The organism is Streptomyces sp. NPDC006384 (genome assembly GCF_042870695.1).
Classification (GTDB): domain Bacteria; phylum Actinomycetota; class Actinomycetes; order Streptomycetales; family Streptomycetaceae; genus Streptomyces.
The window spans coordinates 306971-319893 of the sequence record NZ_JBIAHR010000001.1 but is presented as its reverse complement, the minus strand read 5'-3'; the positions used below and the strand labels follow the sequence as shown (position 1 = coordinate 319893).

14 protein-coding genes are annotated in these 12923 nt (G+C 74.5%); 8 read left to right on the top strand and 6 right to left on the bottom strand.

Annotation, left to right across the window (positions count from 1 at the left end):
- Positions 1-26: 26 nt before the first annotated feature.
- Both dhaL and ACFYOJ_RS01385 read left to right on the top strand, forming a co-directional pair.
- Positions 27-626, top strand: coding sequence for a dihydroxyacetone kinase subunit DhaL (gene dhaL / locus ACFYOJ_RS01390; RefSeq protein WP_356552361.1), 600 nt, complete (start codon positions 27-29; stop codon positions 624-626).
- Positions 619-1029 (top strand): PTS fructose transporter subunit IIA, encoded by a 411-nt coding sequence (locus ACFYOJ_RS01385; RefSeq protein ID WP_356552360.1) that lies wholly within the window; start codon positions 619-621, stop codon positions 1027-1029. The genes dhaL and ACFYOJ_RS01385 overlap by 8 nt, the downstream gene beginning before the upstream one ends.
- Positions 1030-1090: 61 nt before the next feature.
- Here the strand turns inward: ACFYOJ_RS01385 and ACFYOJ_RS01380 are convergent, their stop codons facing one another.
- Positions 1091-1954 carry a glycoside hydrolase family 75 protein gene (locus tag ACFYOJ_RS01380; protein ID WP_356552358.1) on the bottom strand — a complete coding sequence of 288 codons (864 nt, stop codon included), beginning with the start codon at positions 1952-1954 and terminating at the stop codon, positions 1091-1093.
- 362 nt (positions 1955-2316) lie between these two features.
- On the opposite strand from ACFYOJ_RS01380, the gene ACFYOJ_RS01375 reads away from it, so the two are divergent.
- Both ACFYOJ_RS01375 and ACFYOJ_RS01370 read left to right on the top strand, forming a co-directional pair.
- Entirely contained in the window at positions 2317-3327 is a 1011-nt protein-coding gene (locus ACFYOJ_RS01375; RefSeq protein WP_388596061.1) for a fibronectin type III domain-containing protein, read from the top strand.
- A 174-nt stretch (positions 3328-3501) separates the two neighbouring features.
- Positions 3502-4083 carry a hypothetical protein gene (locus tag ACFYOJ_RS01370; protein ID WP_356552356.1) on the top strand — a complete coding sequence of 194 codons (582 nt, stop codon included), beginning with the start codon at positions 3502-3504 and terminating at the stop codon, positions 4081-4083.
- Positions 4084-4096: 13 nt separating this feature from the next.
- On the opposite strand, the gene ACFYOJ_RS01365 is transcribed toward ACFYOJ_RS01370, so the two are convergent.
- The 5 genes from ACFYOJ_RS01365 to ACFYOJ_RS01345 all read right to left on the bottom strand — a co-directional run bounded on the left by ACFYOJ_RS01365 (position 4097) and on the right by ACFYOJ_RS01345 (position 9484).
- On the bottom strand, positions 4097-4651 hold the full coding sequence (locus ACFYOJ_RS01365; protein WP_356552355.1) for a PadR family transcriptional regulator: 555 nt from the start codon (positions 4649-4651) through the stop codon (positions 4097-4099).
- Between the two features lie 45 nt (positions 4652-4696).
- Entirely contained in the window at positions 4697-6712 is a 2016-nt protein-coding gene (locus tag ACFYOJ_RS01360) for an NADPH-dependent 2,4-dienoyl-CoA reductase (protein ID WP_356552353.1), read from the bottom strand.
- Between the two features lie 110 nt (positions 6713-6822).
- Entirely contained in the window at positions 6823-7194 is a 372-nt protein-coding gene (locus ACFYOJ_RS01355) for a hypothetical protein (RefSeq protein WP_356552352.1), read from the bottom strand.
- A 199-nt stretch (positions 7195-7393) separates the two neighbouring features.
- Positions 7394-8233 (bottom strand): putative protein N(5)-glutamine methyltransferase, encoded by an 840-nt coding sequence (locus ACFYOJ_RS01350; protein ID WP_356552351.1) that lies wholly within the window; start codon positions 8231-8233, stop codon positions 7394-7396.
- A gap of 174 nt (positions 8234-8407) precedes the next feature.
- Positions 8408-9484, bottom strand: coding sequence for a hypothetical protein (locus ACFYOJ_RS01345; RefSeq protein WP_356552349.1), 1077 nt, complete (start codon positions 9482-9484; stop codon positions 8408-8410).
- A 95-nt stretch (positions 9485-9579) separates the two neighbouring features.
- On the opposite strand from ACFYOJ_RS01345, the gene ACFYOJ_RS01340 reads away from it, so the two are divergent.
- The 4 genes from ACFYOJ_RS01340 to ACFYOJ_RS01325 all read left to right on the top strand — a co-directional run bounded on the left by ACFYOJ_RS01340 (position 9580) and on the right by ACFYOJ_RS01325 (position 12793).
- Positions 9580-10089: a MarR family winged helix-turn-helix transcriptional regulator gene (locus tag ACFYOJ_RS01340; RefSeq protein ID WP_356552573.1), complete on the top strand. Its 510-nt coding sequence runs from the start codon at positions 9580-9582 to the stop codon at positions 10087-10089.
- An 86-nt stretch (positions 10090-10175) separates the two neighbouring features.
- On the top strand, positions 10176-10781 hold the full coding sequence (locus ACFYOJ_RS01335; protein ID WP_356552347.1) for a sulfite oxidase-like oxidoreductase: 606 nt from the start codon (positions 10176-10178) through the stop codon (positions 10779-10781).
- Between the two features lie 4 nt (positions 10782-10785).
- Positions 10786-11556 carry a ferredoxin reductase gene (locus ACFYOJ_RS01330; protein WP_356552346.1) on the top strand — a complete coding sequence of 257 codons (771 nt, stop codon included), beginning with the start codon at positions 10786-10788 and terminating at the stop codon, positions 11554-11556.
- A gap of 268 nt (positions 11557-11824) precedes the next feature.
- Positions 11825-12793, top strand: coding sequence for an acetylxylan esterase (locus ACFYOJ_RS01325; protein WP_356552344.1), 969 nt, complete (start codon positions 11825-11827; stop codon positions 12791-12793).
- The last annotated feature ends 130 nt before the right edge of the window (positions 12794-12923 follow it).

Here is a 12923-nt window from a genome sequence, read left to right as displayed (position 1 = left end):
CCGTACCTACCAGGCAAGGAGATCCAGTGCTCGACGCCGATTTCTTCCGCCGCTGGATGACGGCGACCGCCGCGTCGGTCGACCGCGAGGCGCAGCGGCTCACCGCCCTCGACTCGCCCATCGGCGACGCGGACCACGGCAGCAACCTCCAGCGCGGGTTCACTGCGGTGACGGCCACGCTGGAGAAGGAGGCCCCCGGCACGCCCGGCGCGGTCCTGACGCTGGCGGGACGTCAGCTGATCTCGACGGTCGGCGGCGCCTCCGGGCCGTTGTACGGGACGCTGCTGCGCCGCACCGGCAAGGCGCTCGGGGACGCCGCCGAGGTGAGCGTGGAGCAGCTGGCGGAGGCGTTGCGGGCGGGGGTGGACGCGGTCCGGACGCTCGGGGGCGCGGCGCCGGGCGACAAGACCATGGTCGACGCGCTGGTGCCGGCCGTCGAGGCCCTCGGCGACTCGTTCGCCGCGGCCCGTGCCGCCGCCGAGGAGGGCGCGCGGGCGACCACGCCGCTGCAGGCCCGCAAGGGCAGGGCGAGTTATCTGGGTGAGCGCAGCATCGGGCACCAGGATCCGGGGGCCACGTCGGCGGCGCTGCTGATCGCGGGACTCCAGGAGGCGTCCGGTGAGTGACGGGAAGCTGGTCGGGATCGTGCTGGTGTCGCACAGCGCGCAGGTCGCGGCGTCCGTGGCCGAGCTGGCGAAGGCGCTGTCCGGCGGTGGTGCGGAGGTTCCCGTCGCGGCGGCGGGCGGCACCGCGGACGGCGGCTTCGGCACCAGCTACGAGCGGGTCTCCGCGGCCGCCGCGTCCGTGGACCGCGGGGCGGGGGTCGCCGTCCTCGCCGATCTGGGCAGCGCGGTGCTCACCGTGAAGGCGCTGCTCGCCGAGGGCGACGAACTGCCGCAGGACACCCGTCTGCTGGACGCCCCGTTCGTCGAGGGCGCGGTCGCCGCGGTCGTCACGGCGGCGACGGGTGCCGGCATCGCGGCGGTGGAGGCCGCCGCGGCCGAGGCGTACTCCTACCGCAAGGTGTAGCGGGGGACGGCGGGGGACGGTACGCGTGTCGTCCCCCGCCGTCCGGACGGCCGCCCACGCGTCACCGGGCGGTCCGGCCCCCGGCCGCGAACTTCCGGGCCAGCCGTTCCCCCGCCCGTTCGGTGGCGGCCGTGTCCTCGATGCGTCCGGTCCCGCTGTCCTTGAAGACGATGTACGTCACCCCGGAGGGGGTGCCGCCGCTGCTCGGGTCGGCGGGGACGCCGAGCGACTTCGCGGCGGCGTAGGACGCCTCGCCGATGATGCCGCTCGGTCCGACGTCGCCGACGACGGCGTATCCCACCCGGTCCCCGTGGACGACGGCCACGACGGACCCGCCGCGTACGCCGTCCTCGCGCGGGTTCCAGATGCCGCTCGGCTGGGGCACGACCACGTAGGGCAGTTTCTCGGCGTCCAGCGGGCGGCCGTCGGACCGTGTGTAGGCGGTGGCGGCGGTGAAGTGCGGGTCGGTGCGGGAGTTGCACCGGTCGCCGGGCCGGCCGTCGCAGTCGACGTCCAGGTCGGCCTTCCAGTAGACGGCGTCCCGGGTGCCGCAGACGGGGATGTCCGCCGGGGTCCCGGCGTCGCTGCGGTACCGGCCCCGCGAGACGGCCGCGCAGTCCCGGGTCCGGGCCAGCAGGTCGGCGGCGCGGACGGGTCCGCGGTCCGCGCCGTCCGCCGCCCGGGTGCCGGGGCCCGCCGGGGGACGGGGCCGCGTGCCGGAGCGGGAGCCGGCCTCGCGCGCGGGCCGCCGGCGGAGCGCGGTGCCGGGCGCGGACCGCTCCGGGGTCCGGGGGCCCGCCTCGGGCACCGGCCGCGCCGGGGGCTGCTGGGCTGCGGTCCGGGGCGGGGCCGGCGGGGCGGGGAACGTCGTGGGGGCGAGCAGGGCGGCGCCGGCCGCGACCAGTGTCAGGGACTGGACACGCACGTTGTGGCCTCTCCTGGGGGGCATGGGGGTCGTTCGGCCCCATCTGTCCCCGGTCCGGCCGCGGACACCACCAGCACAGGGCCAGACGGTGCACACCCGGGTGGGCGACCCGGGGGCGGGCGGGGCCGGTGCTGCGTCTTCCCGGCCCCGCCCGGCCGCCCGTGCCGGCGCGGCATCAGCGACGACAGCGGTCCGCGCCGTCGGCCGCAACGTCCCGTCCTGCGGAGGGACTTCGGCCGTGAGGGGACTCAGCATACGGAATGCCCCGGGGCGGCCGGGCACCACGCCCTCTTGATGTGATCGCGTCACGACGGCATATTGGTCCGGACCATTGCCGTCTGGCCGTCCCGGGAGGCAGAGCCGTGCGAGGCGTTCCCGTTCCCCCTCCCCACCACGTCCCGCGCCGTACCCTCCTTCGCCGCTGCGTCCTGTTCTGCGGCGCCCTCGTCCTGGTCACGTCCTGCGGCCGGGGCACGGGCGGTGACGGCGGTGACGGCGGGCCGCCGGGCGCTCCGACGGGCGTCACCGCGGCCGCGGGCAGCGCGACCAGCGTGCACGTGATGTGGAACGCCGTCGACGAGGCGGAGGTCTACGAGGTGTACCGCGACGCCGCCAAGGTGAAGGAGGTCCCGGCGTCCGCACGCATGGTGGACGTGACCCGTCTGCGCCCCTCGACCGCCTACGTCTTCACCGTGCGGGCCCGCGGCGCCGACGGGCGGCTCGGGCCCGGCAGCGAGGAGGTCCGCGCGACGACCCCGGCCGCGGCGTCCGCCGACCGCGCCGCCCCCACCCGCCCGCCGGGTGCGCACGGCCGGGCGGCGGGCAGCCGGGCCGTACAGCTCGCCTGGACCGCCGCGACGGACGACCGGGGCGTCGTCTCGTACGACGTCTACCAGGGGAACACCAAGATCCACAGCGTCGGCGGGGCGCAGACGGCCGCCGTCGTGACGGGCCTGCGTCCGGGCACCCGCTACACCTTCACGGTCCGGGCGCGGGACGCCGCCGACAACCTCTCCCCCGCCAGCACGCCCGTCCGCCTCACCACCCCCGGCACCGACGACGGCCGCGCCACCGCGCCGTCCGGTCTGCGCGCGGCGGCTCACCGCGCCGACGGCGGCTACCACATCGACCTCGACTGGATCCCGCCGCGTACGGACGGCGTGGTCACCGAGTACGAGATCCACCTGGACGGCAACAGGGCCACCTCGCTGGTGTACGGCGGTGACGCGCCCCGCGACCGGGCCGAGTACAGCTTCTACGCGGGACAGGAGGCCGGCGTCACGCACCGGGTGCGGGTCCGGGCGAAGCTGCCCGACGGTACGTGGGGCGGTTTCTCGGAGGAACGGACGGTGACGACGGGCCCGGCCAGGTGACGCACCGGCGTGCGGGGGCCGACGGGGGCCGACGGGTGTGTCACCTGGCCGGTCGCGCCCGGCATGCGGGTCCCGCCGGGGCCCTGTTGGCTGCCCCTGAGGGGGGCACGGGCGATCCGAATCTCGGCGGCACCAGGGATGTACCGCCAACCGTGCCGCCGGAGGGCAGTCCACATGCGCATCTCACCGCCACTCCTCCGCCGCGGCCCGATCGTGGCGGCCGCCGCCGTACTGCCCGCCCTGGCCGCCGGGCCGGCAGCCGCGGGGCCGGGGATCTCCGTGAGCACCACCGGGGACACCGTGTCGGTCACGACCACCGCCTGCGCCCGGCTGAACGGGAGCTGGGGCACGGCGTCGCTGCTCACCAGCGTCCAGGGCAGCTTCGCCGAGGGGCGCCAGGTGGCGCTGACGGGGACCGCCGCCGGCCAGTCCGCCACCTGGAACGGCATCGCGCCGGGCACCTACACGGTCGTCGTCGTGTGCTCGAACAACAGCACCGCCGGCACCCAGGCGGTCATCGTCTCCTCGGCACCCTCCCCCTCCCCCTCCGCCTCCGTCTCCGCCTCGCCCTCGCCGAGCCGGACCGCCGCCTCGCCGTCGCCGTCGGTGTCGCCCCGCGGGGTCCTGGGCGGGGTCGGCGGGGCCGTCAAGGACTACGGCACGGTCACCCTCGCGGCGGGCGGCGCGCTGGTCGGCGCGGGGGTCATCGCGGCGGCCTGGTTCCTGCGGCGCCGTTCGAAGCCCTACCGGTTCTGAGCCGCGCCGGACGTCATCGGGCCGGGTCGTCGCCGGGCAGCTCGGCGAACTCGGCCAGCGCGTGCCTGAGCCACTGGGTCCAGAAGGTCTCCAGGTCGATGCCGGCCCGCAGCACCAGGTGCCGCAGCCGGTCCTCGGCGCTGTCCCGGCCCGGCGGGAAGTCGCGCTTCTCGATCTCCTGGTACTCGGCCAACTGCCGTTCGTGCGTCTCCAGATGGCGCCGCAGGTCGGCCTCGATGCCGGTGGTGCCGACCACGGCGGCGGCCCGCAGCCGCAGCAGCATGGTGTCCCGCAGGGGCCGCGGGTCCTGGGCGGTGGCGGTCCAGCGGGCCAGTTCGGCGCGGCCCGCGGGCAGGACCTCGTAGCTCTTCCTCTGCCCGCGGGCGGGCTGCTCCGACGGCAGTGCGCGGATCAGCCCCTGTGCCTCGAGCCGGCCCAGCTCCCGGTAGATCTGCTGGTGCGTCGCCGACCAGAAGTAGCCGATCGACCTGTCGAACCGGCGGGTCAGCTCCAGCCCCGACGACGGCTTTTCGGCCAGGGCGGTGAGGATCGCGTGCGGGAGTGACATGGGCTCATCCTAGGGACGGGCCCCGCCGGCTCCCCGCGCTCTCGCCTACAGCGCCGCCGCCAGTTCGGTGCCCTGCTTGATGGCGCGCTTGGCGTCCAGTTCGGCGGCCACGTCGGCGCCGCCGATGAGGTGGGCCTTGCGCCCGGCGGCGACCAGCTCGTCGTACAGGTCGCGGCGCGGCTCCTGGCCGGTGCACAGGACGATCGTGTCGACCTCCAGTACGGTGGACTCGCCGTCGACGGTGATGTGCAGGCCGGCGTCGTCGATGCGGTCGTAGCGCACGCCCGGGACCATGGTGACGCCGCGGTGCTTGAGCTCGGCGCGGTGGATCCAGCCGGTGGTCCTCCCGAGTCCGGCGCCGACCTTGGTGGTCCTGCGCTGGAGCAGGTGGACGGTGCGCGGCGGTGCCGGGCGCTCGGGCGCGGCGAGGCCGCCGGCGGTCCGGTAGTCCGTGTCGACGCCCCAGAGACGGAAGTACGTCTGCGGGTCCTCGTGGGCCTTGTCGCCGCCGTCGGTGAGGAACTCGGCGACGTCGAAGCCGATGCCGCCGGCGCCGAGGATCGCGACGCGGTCGCCGACGGGGGCGCCGTCGCGCAGGACGTCCAGGTAGCCGAGGACGCTCGGGTGGTCGACGCCGGGGATGTCCGGTGTGCGCGGGGTGACGCCGGTGGCGACGACGACCTCGTCGTAGGCGGTGAGGTCGTCCGCGGTCACCCGGGTGTTCAGCCGTACGTCGACGCCGTGCGCGTCCAGCTGGGTGCGGAAGTAGCGCAGCGTCTCGTCGAACTCCTGCTTGCCGGGGACTCGGCGGGCGACGTCGAGCTGGCCGCCGATCCCGCTCGCGGCGTCGAAGAGGGTGACCTCGTGGCCGCGTTCGGCGGCGCTCACCGCGCAGGACAGTCCGGCGGGGCCGGCGCCGACGACGGCGACGCGCTTGCGCAGCCGCGTCGGGGAGAGGACCAGTTCGGTCTCGTGGCAGGCGCGCGGGTTGACCAGGCAGGAGGTGAGCTTCCCGCTGAACGTGTGGTCCAGGCAGGCCTGGTTGCAGCCGATGCAGGTGTTGATGGCCTCGGGGCGGCCCGCCGCCGCCTTGGCGACGAAGTCGGGGTCGGCGAGCATCGGGCGGGCCATCGACACCATGTCGGCGGTGCCCTCGGCGAGCAGCTGCTCGGCCAGGTCGGGGGTGTTGATGCGGTTGGTGGTGACGAGCGGCACGGACACCTCGCCCATCAGCCGCCTGGTGACCCAGGTGTAGGCGCCGCGGGGCACGGAGGTGGCGATGGTGGGGATGCGGGCCTCGTGCCAGCCGATGCCGGTGTTGATGATCGTCGCCCCGGCGGCCTCGACGGCTTTGGCGAGGGTGATCACCTCGTCCAGCGTGGAGCCGCCGGGGACGAGGTCGAGCATGGACAGGCGGTAGACGAGGATGAAGTCCTCGCCGACCGCCTCGCGCACCCGGCGGACGATCTCGACGGGGAAGCGCATCCGGTTCTCGTAGGAGCCGCCCCAGCGGTCGGTGCGGTGGTTGGTGCGCGCGGCGACGAACTCGTTGATGAGGTAGCCCTCGGAGCCCATGATCTCGACGCCGTCGTAGCCGGCCCCGCGGGCGAGGCGGGCGGTGCGGGCGTAGTCGTCGATCGTGCGCTCGACCTCGGCGTCGGTCAGCTCGCGGGGCACGTGGGGGCTGATCGGTGCCTGGAGGGGGCTCGGCGCGACCAGGCGGGCGTGGTAGGCGTAGCGGCCGGAGTGCAGGATCTGCAGGGCGATCCGGCCGCCCTCGCGGTGCACGGCGTCGGTGACGGTCCGGTGCCGTCCGGCCTCCTCCTCGGTGGTGAGCTTGGCTCCGCCCTCGTAGGGCCGGCCCTCGTCGTTGGGGGCGATGCCGCCGGTGACTATCAGGCCCACTCCCCCGCGGGCGCGGGCGGCGTAGAAGGCGGCCATGCGCTCGAAACCGCGCTCGGCCTCCTCCAGGCCCACGTGCATGGAGCCCATGAGGACCCGGTTGGGCAAGGTGGTGAAGCCCAGGTCGAGCGGGCTCAGCAGGTGGGGGTAACGGCTCATCGGGCCCTCCGTGCGCGGTGTCGTGCCTCTGTTGTAGAGGACGGCCGCCACCTTATGCAACTAGTTGCATAAGGTGGCGTCGCACACAGTCGGGGCCCTGCGGGCCCGTGTCAGCGGCTCTCCAGCCGCACGTGCAGCTCGCGCTCCTGGTCACCGGAGGCCATGCTCAGGTCCTGCACGGTGAACAGGGAGTCGAGGGTGGTGCGGAACCGTTCGACCGCCCAGTAACCGCCCTGCACGTCGGCGTCGACGGACGCCCCGAGCCGGGCGGGGTCGCACTGGCCCTGGTGGGCGTCGGCCACGTCGAAGGTGCCGAGCCACACGGTCGGGCGGACCTCGTGGCAGTCCCGTGTCACGTCGCCCGCGTGCCGGTCGGAGGCGAAGCAGGCGCACAGGGCGTCGAACACGGTCCGGGCGTCCTCCTTGCTGCAACCGCTCAGCTCCACCGAGACGGACTCCGGGTGCAGTCGCTCACCGTCCATCGTGATCGCTCCTCTCCTGGCCGGCACTGCGCCGCCGCAGGCCGTTCCCGGCACGGACGTCCCACTCCGGCCGTGCTCGTATCACCAGAAAAGCACCACATCGGGCGAAGCACTACCGGCGCGTACCGGAACAGACCGGAGCAGGCCGGAACGGAGAGGGACAGAGCGGAACGGTCCGGCATCGTCCCGTCCCGTCCCGTCAGCCGGTCCGTCCGTGCTCCCGTACGCCGATCACCACGTGGGCGTACAGCTCCTCGCAGACCGCGAGGCGGGTCGTCAGGCCGGCGCGGGTGAAGGCGGCGACGGCCGCGGGGGCCTGGCGTTCGCTCGTCTCGGTCAGCAGGCAGCCGCCGGGGGCGAGCCAGGCGGGCGCCTCGGCGGCGACCCGGCGCAGTACGTCGAGTCCGTCGGCGCCGCCGTCGAGGGCGGCGAGCGGCTCGTGGTCACGGGCCTCGGCGGGCAGCAGGGGGACCTCGCCGGTGGGGACGTAGGGCACGTTGGCGGCGAGTATGCCGACGCGGCCGCGCAGGGTGCCGGGCAGCGCCTCGAAGAGGTCGCCGGTGTGCACGTGGCCGCCGGCGGCGGCGAGGTTGCCGCGGGCGCAGCGCACGGCGGCGGGGTCGATGTCGGCGGCGTGCACCTCGGGACGGCCGAGGGCCGCGGCCAGGGCTGCGCCGACGGCGCCCGTGCCGCAGCACAGGTCGACGACGACGGCCGCGTCGGGCGCGTGGGCGAGGGCCTGGTCCACCAGGAACTCGGTACGGCGCCGGGGGACGAAGACCCCGGGGGACACGGCGATGCGCAGTCCGTGGAACCCGGCCCAGCCGAGGACGAGTTCGAGGGGCAGGCCGGTGACGCGGCGCTCGACCAGAGCGGCGGCCTCCCCGGGGGTGCGGGCGGTGGCGAGGATCAGTTCCGCCTCGTCCTCGGCGAAGACGCAGCCCGCGGCGCGGAGCGCGGCCACGACCGAGTCACGGGAGGGGAAGGCGGAGGGAGAAGAGGAAGAGGAAGAAGGGGACGCGGGGGTCGGTGGAGACATGGGGCGAGAGCCTTTCGGGAACCGAAGGGCGCTCTCGTGGTCATCCGTCGCCGGTGACCGCACCGCCGGGGGAGGAGAGCACCCGGGCCGACACAGCGGTAATGGGTCTCACCTCCCAGGTGTACGGCGGCCGGGTCGTCCCGCGGCCGCCGGTCACATTACTACCCCGGACGATCAGACGCCGACGGATTCCTCCATCTCCTCTTCCGCCTCCTGCTCGGCGTCGTGCTCCGCCTTCTTCCCCTCCGGCCGCGCGTGCTTCGGGTGGGCCGGGTGGGCGGGCACCGGGGCGGACGCGGTGGCCCGTTCGCGCAGGGCGGCGACGCCCGTCACCACGAGGCCGAGCAGCAGCCAGGCGGCCAGGGTCCACAGGTTGCGGCCCAGCCCGTCGCTGTCGAAGTAGAGCAGGCTGCGGGCGCCCTCGACGAAGCCGGCGCCGTTCCAGAAGGAGTGCAGGGCGCCGAAGAAGCCGTTCTGCAGCTCGGGCCGGAACAGGCCGCCGGAGGTGGTGAAGTTCAGCATCACGAACAGCACCATCATGGCGAGGGTGGTCCACCGCTTCAGGAAGGTGTGCAGGCCCACGCCGACGAACAGGATGCCGGCGGCGTAGAGCCAGGTCATGCCCCACAGGCCGGCCAGGTCGTGGTGCGCGAGATGGAAGACGGGCCCGGCGAGCAGGGCGCCGATGGCGCTGACGACGACCGAGACGCCGAGCGTCAGCAGGGCGCGGACGCGCATCGGCAGCGCGGCCCCGGCGGCGCCGATGGCGGCCACGGAGGCGTAGGAGCCGATGCTGACGGCGACCAGCAGGAAGAACAGGCCCTGTCCCGTCGGGTCGTCGTCGACCGGGGTGGCGACGTCGGTCACCTTCAGCGGGACGCCCTTGCCCTCGGCGAGGGGCGTGAAGACCTTCTCCACGGCCATGGCGCCCATGTCGGAGCCGGCGGTCGCCACGACGACCTCGGGTGACTTGTCGCCGGGGACGAAGGCGCCGGTGATGTCGCGGTGCCGGAGCAGGTCGACGGCCTCGTCGCGGGTGGGGACGGTCCGGACGTCCAGGGCGTCGCCGGCCTTGTCCTTGACCGTCTGGGCGATGACCTTGGCCTCGGGACCCGAGCCGACGACGGCGACCGGCAGGTGGTTGGGCTCGGGGTGGACGAAGGCCCCCATGTACGCGAGGCCCATCCCGATGCACATCAGCAGCGGGGTGAGCAGGTGCGTGAGCACGTGGCGCAGGGCGTGCGACCTCATCGGCTCACATCCTCCAATGGTTGGCTTATACAACTCTTCTTTCAGTTGTACTATACAACCAAGAGCGCGAGGAGGAATCCGTGACGGCAGCCGAGATGCCCGACGAGACGACCGTCACCACCGGTGCCCGCGGTGCGGCGGACGCGGCCGTGGAGACGATCCAGCGGGAGATGACGGCCTTCGCCCGCCGCGCCCGCGCCACGGCGGGCCGCATGCACCCCGAGCTGTCGCTGGTGTCGTACACGCTGCTCGGGCACCTGGAGGAGCGGGACGGCTGCCGGGCCACCGACCTGGCCGCGCACTACGCGCTGGACAAGTCCACCGTCAGCCGCCAGGTGGCCGCCCTGGAGCGTGCCCGTCTGGTCGAGCGCCGCGTCGACCCGGACGACCACCGGGTCCAGGTGCTGCATCTGACGGACGCCGGGCGGCGCATCCTGGCCCAGGTCACGGAGAGCCGCCGGACGGCCTTCCGGGAGCGGCTCGCGCACTGGCCCGAGGAGGACCTGCTCCGCTTCGCCGCGTATCTGGAGCGCTACAACGCGTGGCGGGAGCCGGAGAGCGGCGGGGACGCGGACCGGAGCGGTCCGGCGGCCACGTACGGTTGATCCCGTACACGCGGCCCACGCGACCGCGTACACACCGATCACCCCGCCGGGGACCCTCCCGCCCCGCCGGTCCGAAAGGCCCCCGCATGAACACCACCCGAGGCTTCACCGGGCGCCCGCGCACCGCCCGGCCGGGCCTGCCGCCCGGCCAGTACGACGCGGGCGACGACTGGCCCGTGCTGTCCGCCGAGGTCACCCCCGACCTGTCGTCCGACGACTGGACCTTCCGCGTCGGCGGTCTGGTGGCCGAGCCCCGCACCTGGAACCGGGCGGACGTCGACCGGCTGCCGCCCTCGGTGTACACGGGCGACATCCACTGCGTCACCGGCTGGTCGAAGTTCGGGGTGCGCTTCGGGGGCGTGTCCCTGGACGCCTTCCTGGACGCGGCCGGGCCGCTGCCGTCCGCCACGCACGCCGTCGCCTACGCGCACACCGGCTACACCGCGAACCTGCCGCTCGCGGACCTGACCGGCGGGCGCGCCTGGATCGTCCGGGAGTACGACGGCCGTCCGCTGACCCCCGAGCACGGCGGCCCGGCGCGGCTGGTGGTGCCGCACCTGTACTTCTGGAAGAGCGTCAAGTGGATCGCGGGCCTGGAGCTCCTCGACCACGACGAACCCGGCTTCTGGGAGAAGAACGGCTACCACGCGCGCGGCAACCCCTGGCAGGAGCAGCGGTACTCCGGTGACTGAGACGATGACGACGACACGTGACGCACGCGGCTTCACGCCCCCGACGCAATTCGCGGTGCCCGGGCGCATCGAGGTGTCCGGGCAGGTGGCGGGGAAGTGGCGGACGGCCACGCTCACGGAGATCCGCCGCGAGACGCCGCGCGCGGCCACCTTCCGGCTGGCGGTGCCCGGCTGGGCGGGCCATCTGCCCGGCCAGCACCTGATGCTGCGGCTGACCGCGCCCGACGGGTACACGGCCCAGCGCCACTACTCGCTGGCGTCCGCCCCGGACGGCTCGGGGCACATCGAGCTGACCCTGGACCACGTCGCCGGCGGCGAGGTGTCCGGCTGGTTCCACGAGGTGGCCCGGCCCGGCGACCGGATCGAGGTGCGCGGCCCGCTGAGCGGCTTCTTCGCCTGGCCCGGCGACCGGCCCGCGCTGCTGCTCGGAGCCGGCTCCGGGGTGGTGCCGCTGATGTCGATGGTGCGCCACCACCGGGCCATGGGGCTGACGGTGCCGCTGCGGCTGCTGGTGTCGGCGCGCAGCCGCGAGGAGCTGATCTACGCGCGGGAGTACGGCGCGGAGACGACGCCCGTGTTCACCCGCAGCGCTCCCGCCGGTACGCCGGTGGGCCGGCTGTCGGCCGCGCACCTGGCCCCGCTGCTCGCCGACCCGCCCGCCGGGGGCTGGGAGGCGTACGTGTGCGGCTCGAACTCCTTCGCCGAACACGCCTCGCGGCTGCTGGTGGCGGCGGGACAGCCGGTGGACCGGATCCGCATCGAACGCTTCGGCTGATCCGCGCGGCCGGGGGCCGGAGGGGGCCGGCCCTCGTCCGGTGACCCGACCACCCGGACCGCGCACGACTCCCCCGGCCCGCCCCCGGCGGCCGTCCGCACGCTCCCGGGCACACCCCTTGACCAGTGCTCCAGCGGGTCCCGCGCGCCTTCGTGCCGCATCGGTGCCGAACGAACTCACCTTGGGGATCTGGCGAGTCCTCCGACCACTCGCATACGGTGTGCTCACCCGTACGGCATGGCACCGAATCCGGCAAAGGCGGTCATCGATGGCCCTGTTCGACCTTCCGCTCGACGAACTGCGCGCGTACCGCAGCAAGTCCACCGAGCCCGAGGACTTCGACGTGTTCTGGGACAAGACCCTCCAGGAGGCCCGCGCACACGACCTCGACGCCCGTTTCGAACCGGTCGACACGGGGCTGTCCACGGTGCGGGTGTACGACGTGACGTTCGCCGGGTTCGGCGGTCACCCGGTCAAGGGCTGGCTGACCCTGCCCGCCGCGGCCGAGGAACCGCTGCCGCTGGTCGTGGAGTTCGTCGGCTACGGCGGCGGGCGCGGACTGCCGCACGAGCACCTGCTGTGGGCCTCCACCGGCCGGGCGCACTTCGTGATGGACACCCGCGGCCAGGGCAGCGCCTGGGGCGGCGGTGGCGGGACCGCGGACCCGGTCGGCGGCACGCCGGCGTACCCCGGGTTCATGACCCGCGGCATAGACGCCCCGGACAACTACTACTACCGCCGCGTGTACACCGACGCGGTGCGCGCGGTCGAGGCGGCCCGCTCGCACCCGCTGACCGACCCGGCGCGCACGGTGGCGCTCGGCGGCAGCCAGGGCGGCGGCATCACGATCGCGGTCGGCGGCCTGGTGCCCGACCTGTCGGCCGTGGCGCCGGACGTGCCGTTCCTCTGCGACTTCCCCCGCGCCACGACGCTCACCGACCGGCACCCCTACCGGGAGATCGGCTCGTACCTGAAGACGCACCGCGGCCGGACTGGGGACGCGCTGCGCACGCTCTCGTACTTCGACGGGGTGCACTTCGCGGCCCGCGGCCGGGCCCCGGCACTGTTCTCGGTGGCCCTGGAGGACCAGACCTGCCCGCCGTCGACGGTCTTCGCCGCGTTCAACGCCTGGGCGCACGACGACAAGACGATCGAGGTGTACGACTTCAACGACCACGAGGGCGGCGGCCCCTACCAGGAGGCCGCGAAGCTGCGCTGGCTGCGCTCCTACGCCTGATCCCTCCGGGACGCGGCGCCCCGGGCCCCGGCCGAGGGCCCGGGAACAGATGCGGCGCCGCCCGTGTTGACAGGGGTGGGACGGAACGACCGTCCCGCCCCTCCGCCGTCCACCGGTCGTGGTGGTACAG

Excerpts from the sequence above, each read along its gene's own strand:
- ACFYOJ_RS01365 (WP_356552355.1), bottom strand. The coding sequence starts at position 4,651 with ATGTCACTCCCGCACGCGATCCTCACCGCCCTGGCCGAAAAGCCGTCG.
- ACFYOJ_RS01355 (WP_356552352.1), bottom strand. The coding sequence starts at position 7,194 with ATGGACGGTGAGCGACTGCACCCGGAGTCCGTCTCGGTGGAGCTGAGC.
- ACFYOJ_RS01350 (WP_356552351.1), bottom strand. The coding sequence starts at position 8,233 with ATGTCTCCACCGACCCCCGCGTCCCCTTCTTCCTCTTCCTCTTCTCCC.
- ACFYOJ_RS01370 (WP_356552356.1), top strand. The coding sequence starts at position 3,502 with ATGCGCATCTCACCGCCACTCCTCCGCCGCGGCCCGATCGTGGCGGCC.
- ACFYOJ_RS01345 (WP_356552349.1), bottom strand. The coding sequence starts at position 9,484 with ATGAGGTCGCACGCCCTGCGCCACGTGCTCACGCACCTGCTCACCCCG.
- ACFYOJ_RS01340 (WP_356552573.1), top strand. The coding sequence starts at position 9,580 with ATGCCCGACGAGACGACCGTCACCACCGGTGCCCGCGGTGCGGCGGAC.
- ACFYOJ_RS01360 (WP_356552353.1), bottom strand. The coding sequence starts at position 6,712 with ATGAGCCGTTACCCCCACCTGCTGAGCCCGCTCGACCTGGGCTTCACC.
- ACFYOJ_RS01325 (WP_356552344.1), top strand. The coding sequence starts at position 11,825 with ATGGCCCTGTTCGACCTTCCGCTCGACGAACTGCGCGCGTACCGCAGC.
- ACFYOJ_RS01335 (WP_356552347.1), top strand. The coding sequence starts at position 10,176 with ATGAACACCACCCGAGGCTTCACCGGGCGCCCGCGCACCGCCCGGCCG.
- ACFYOJ_RS01330 (WP_356552346.1), top strand. The coding sequence starts at position 10,786 with ATGACGACGACACGTGACGCACGCGGCTTCACGCCCCCGACGCAATTC.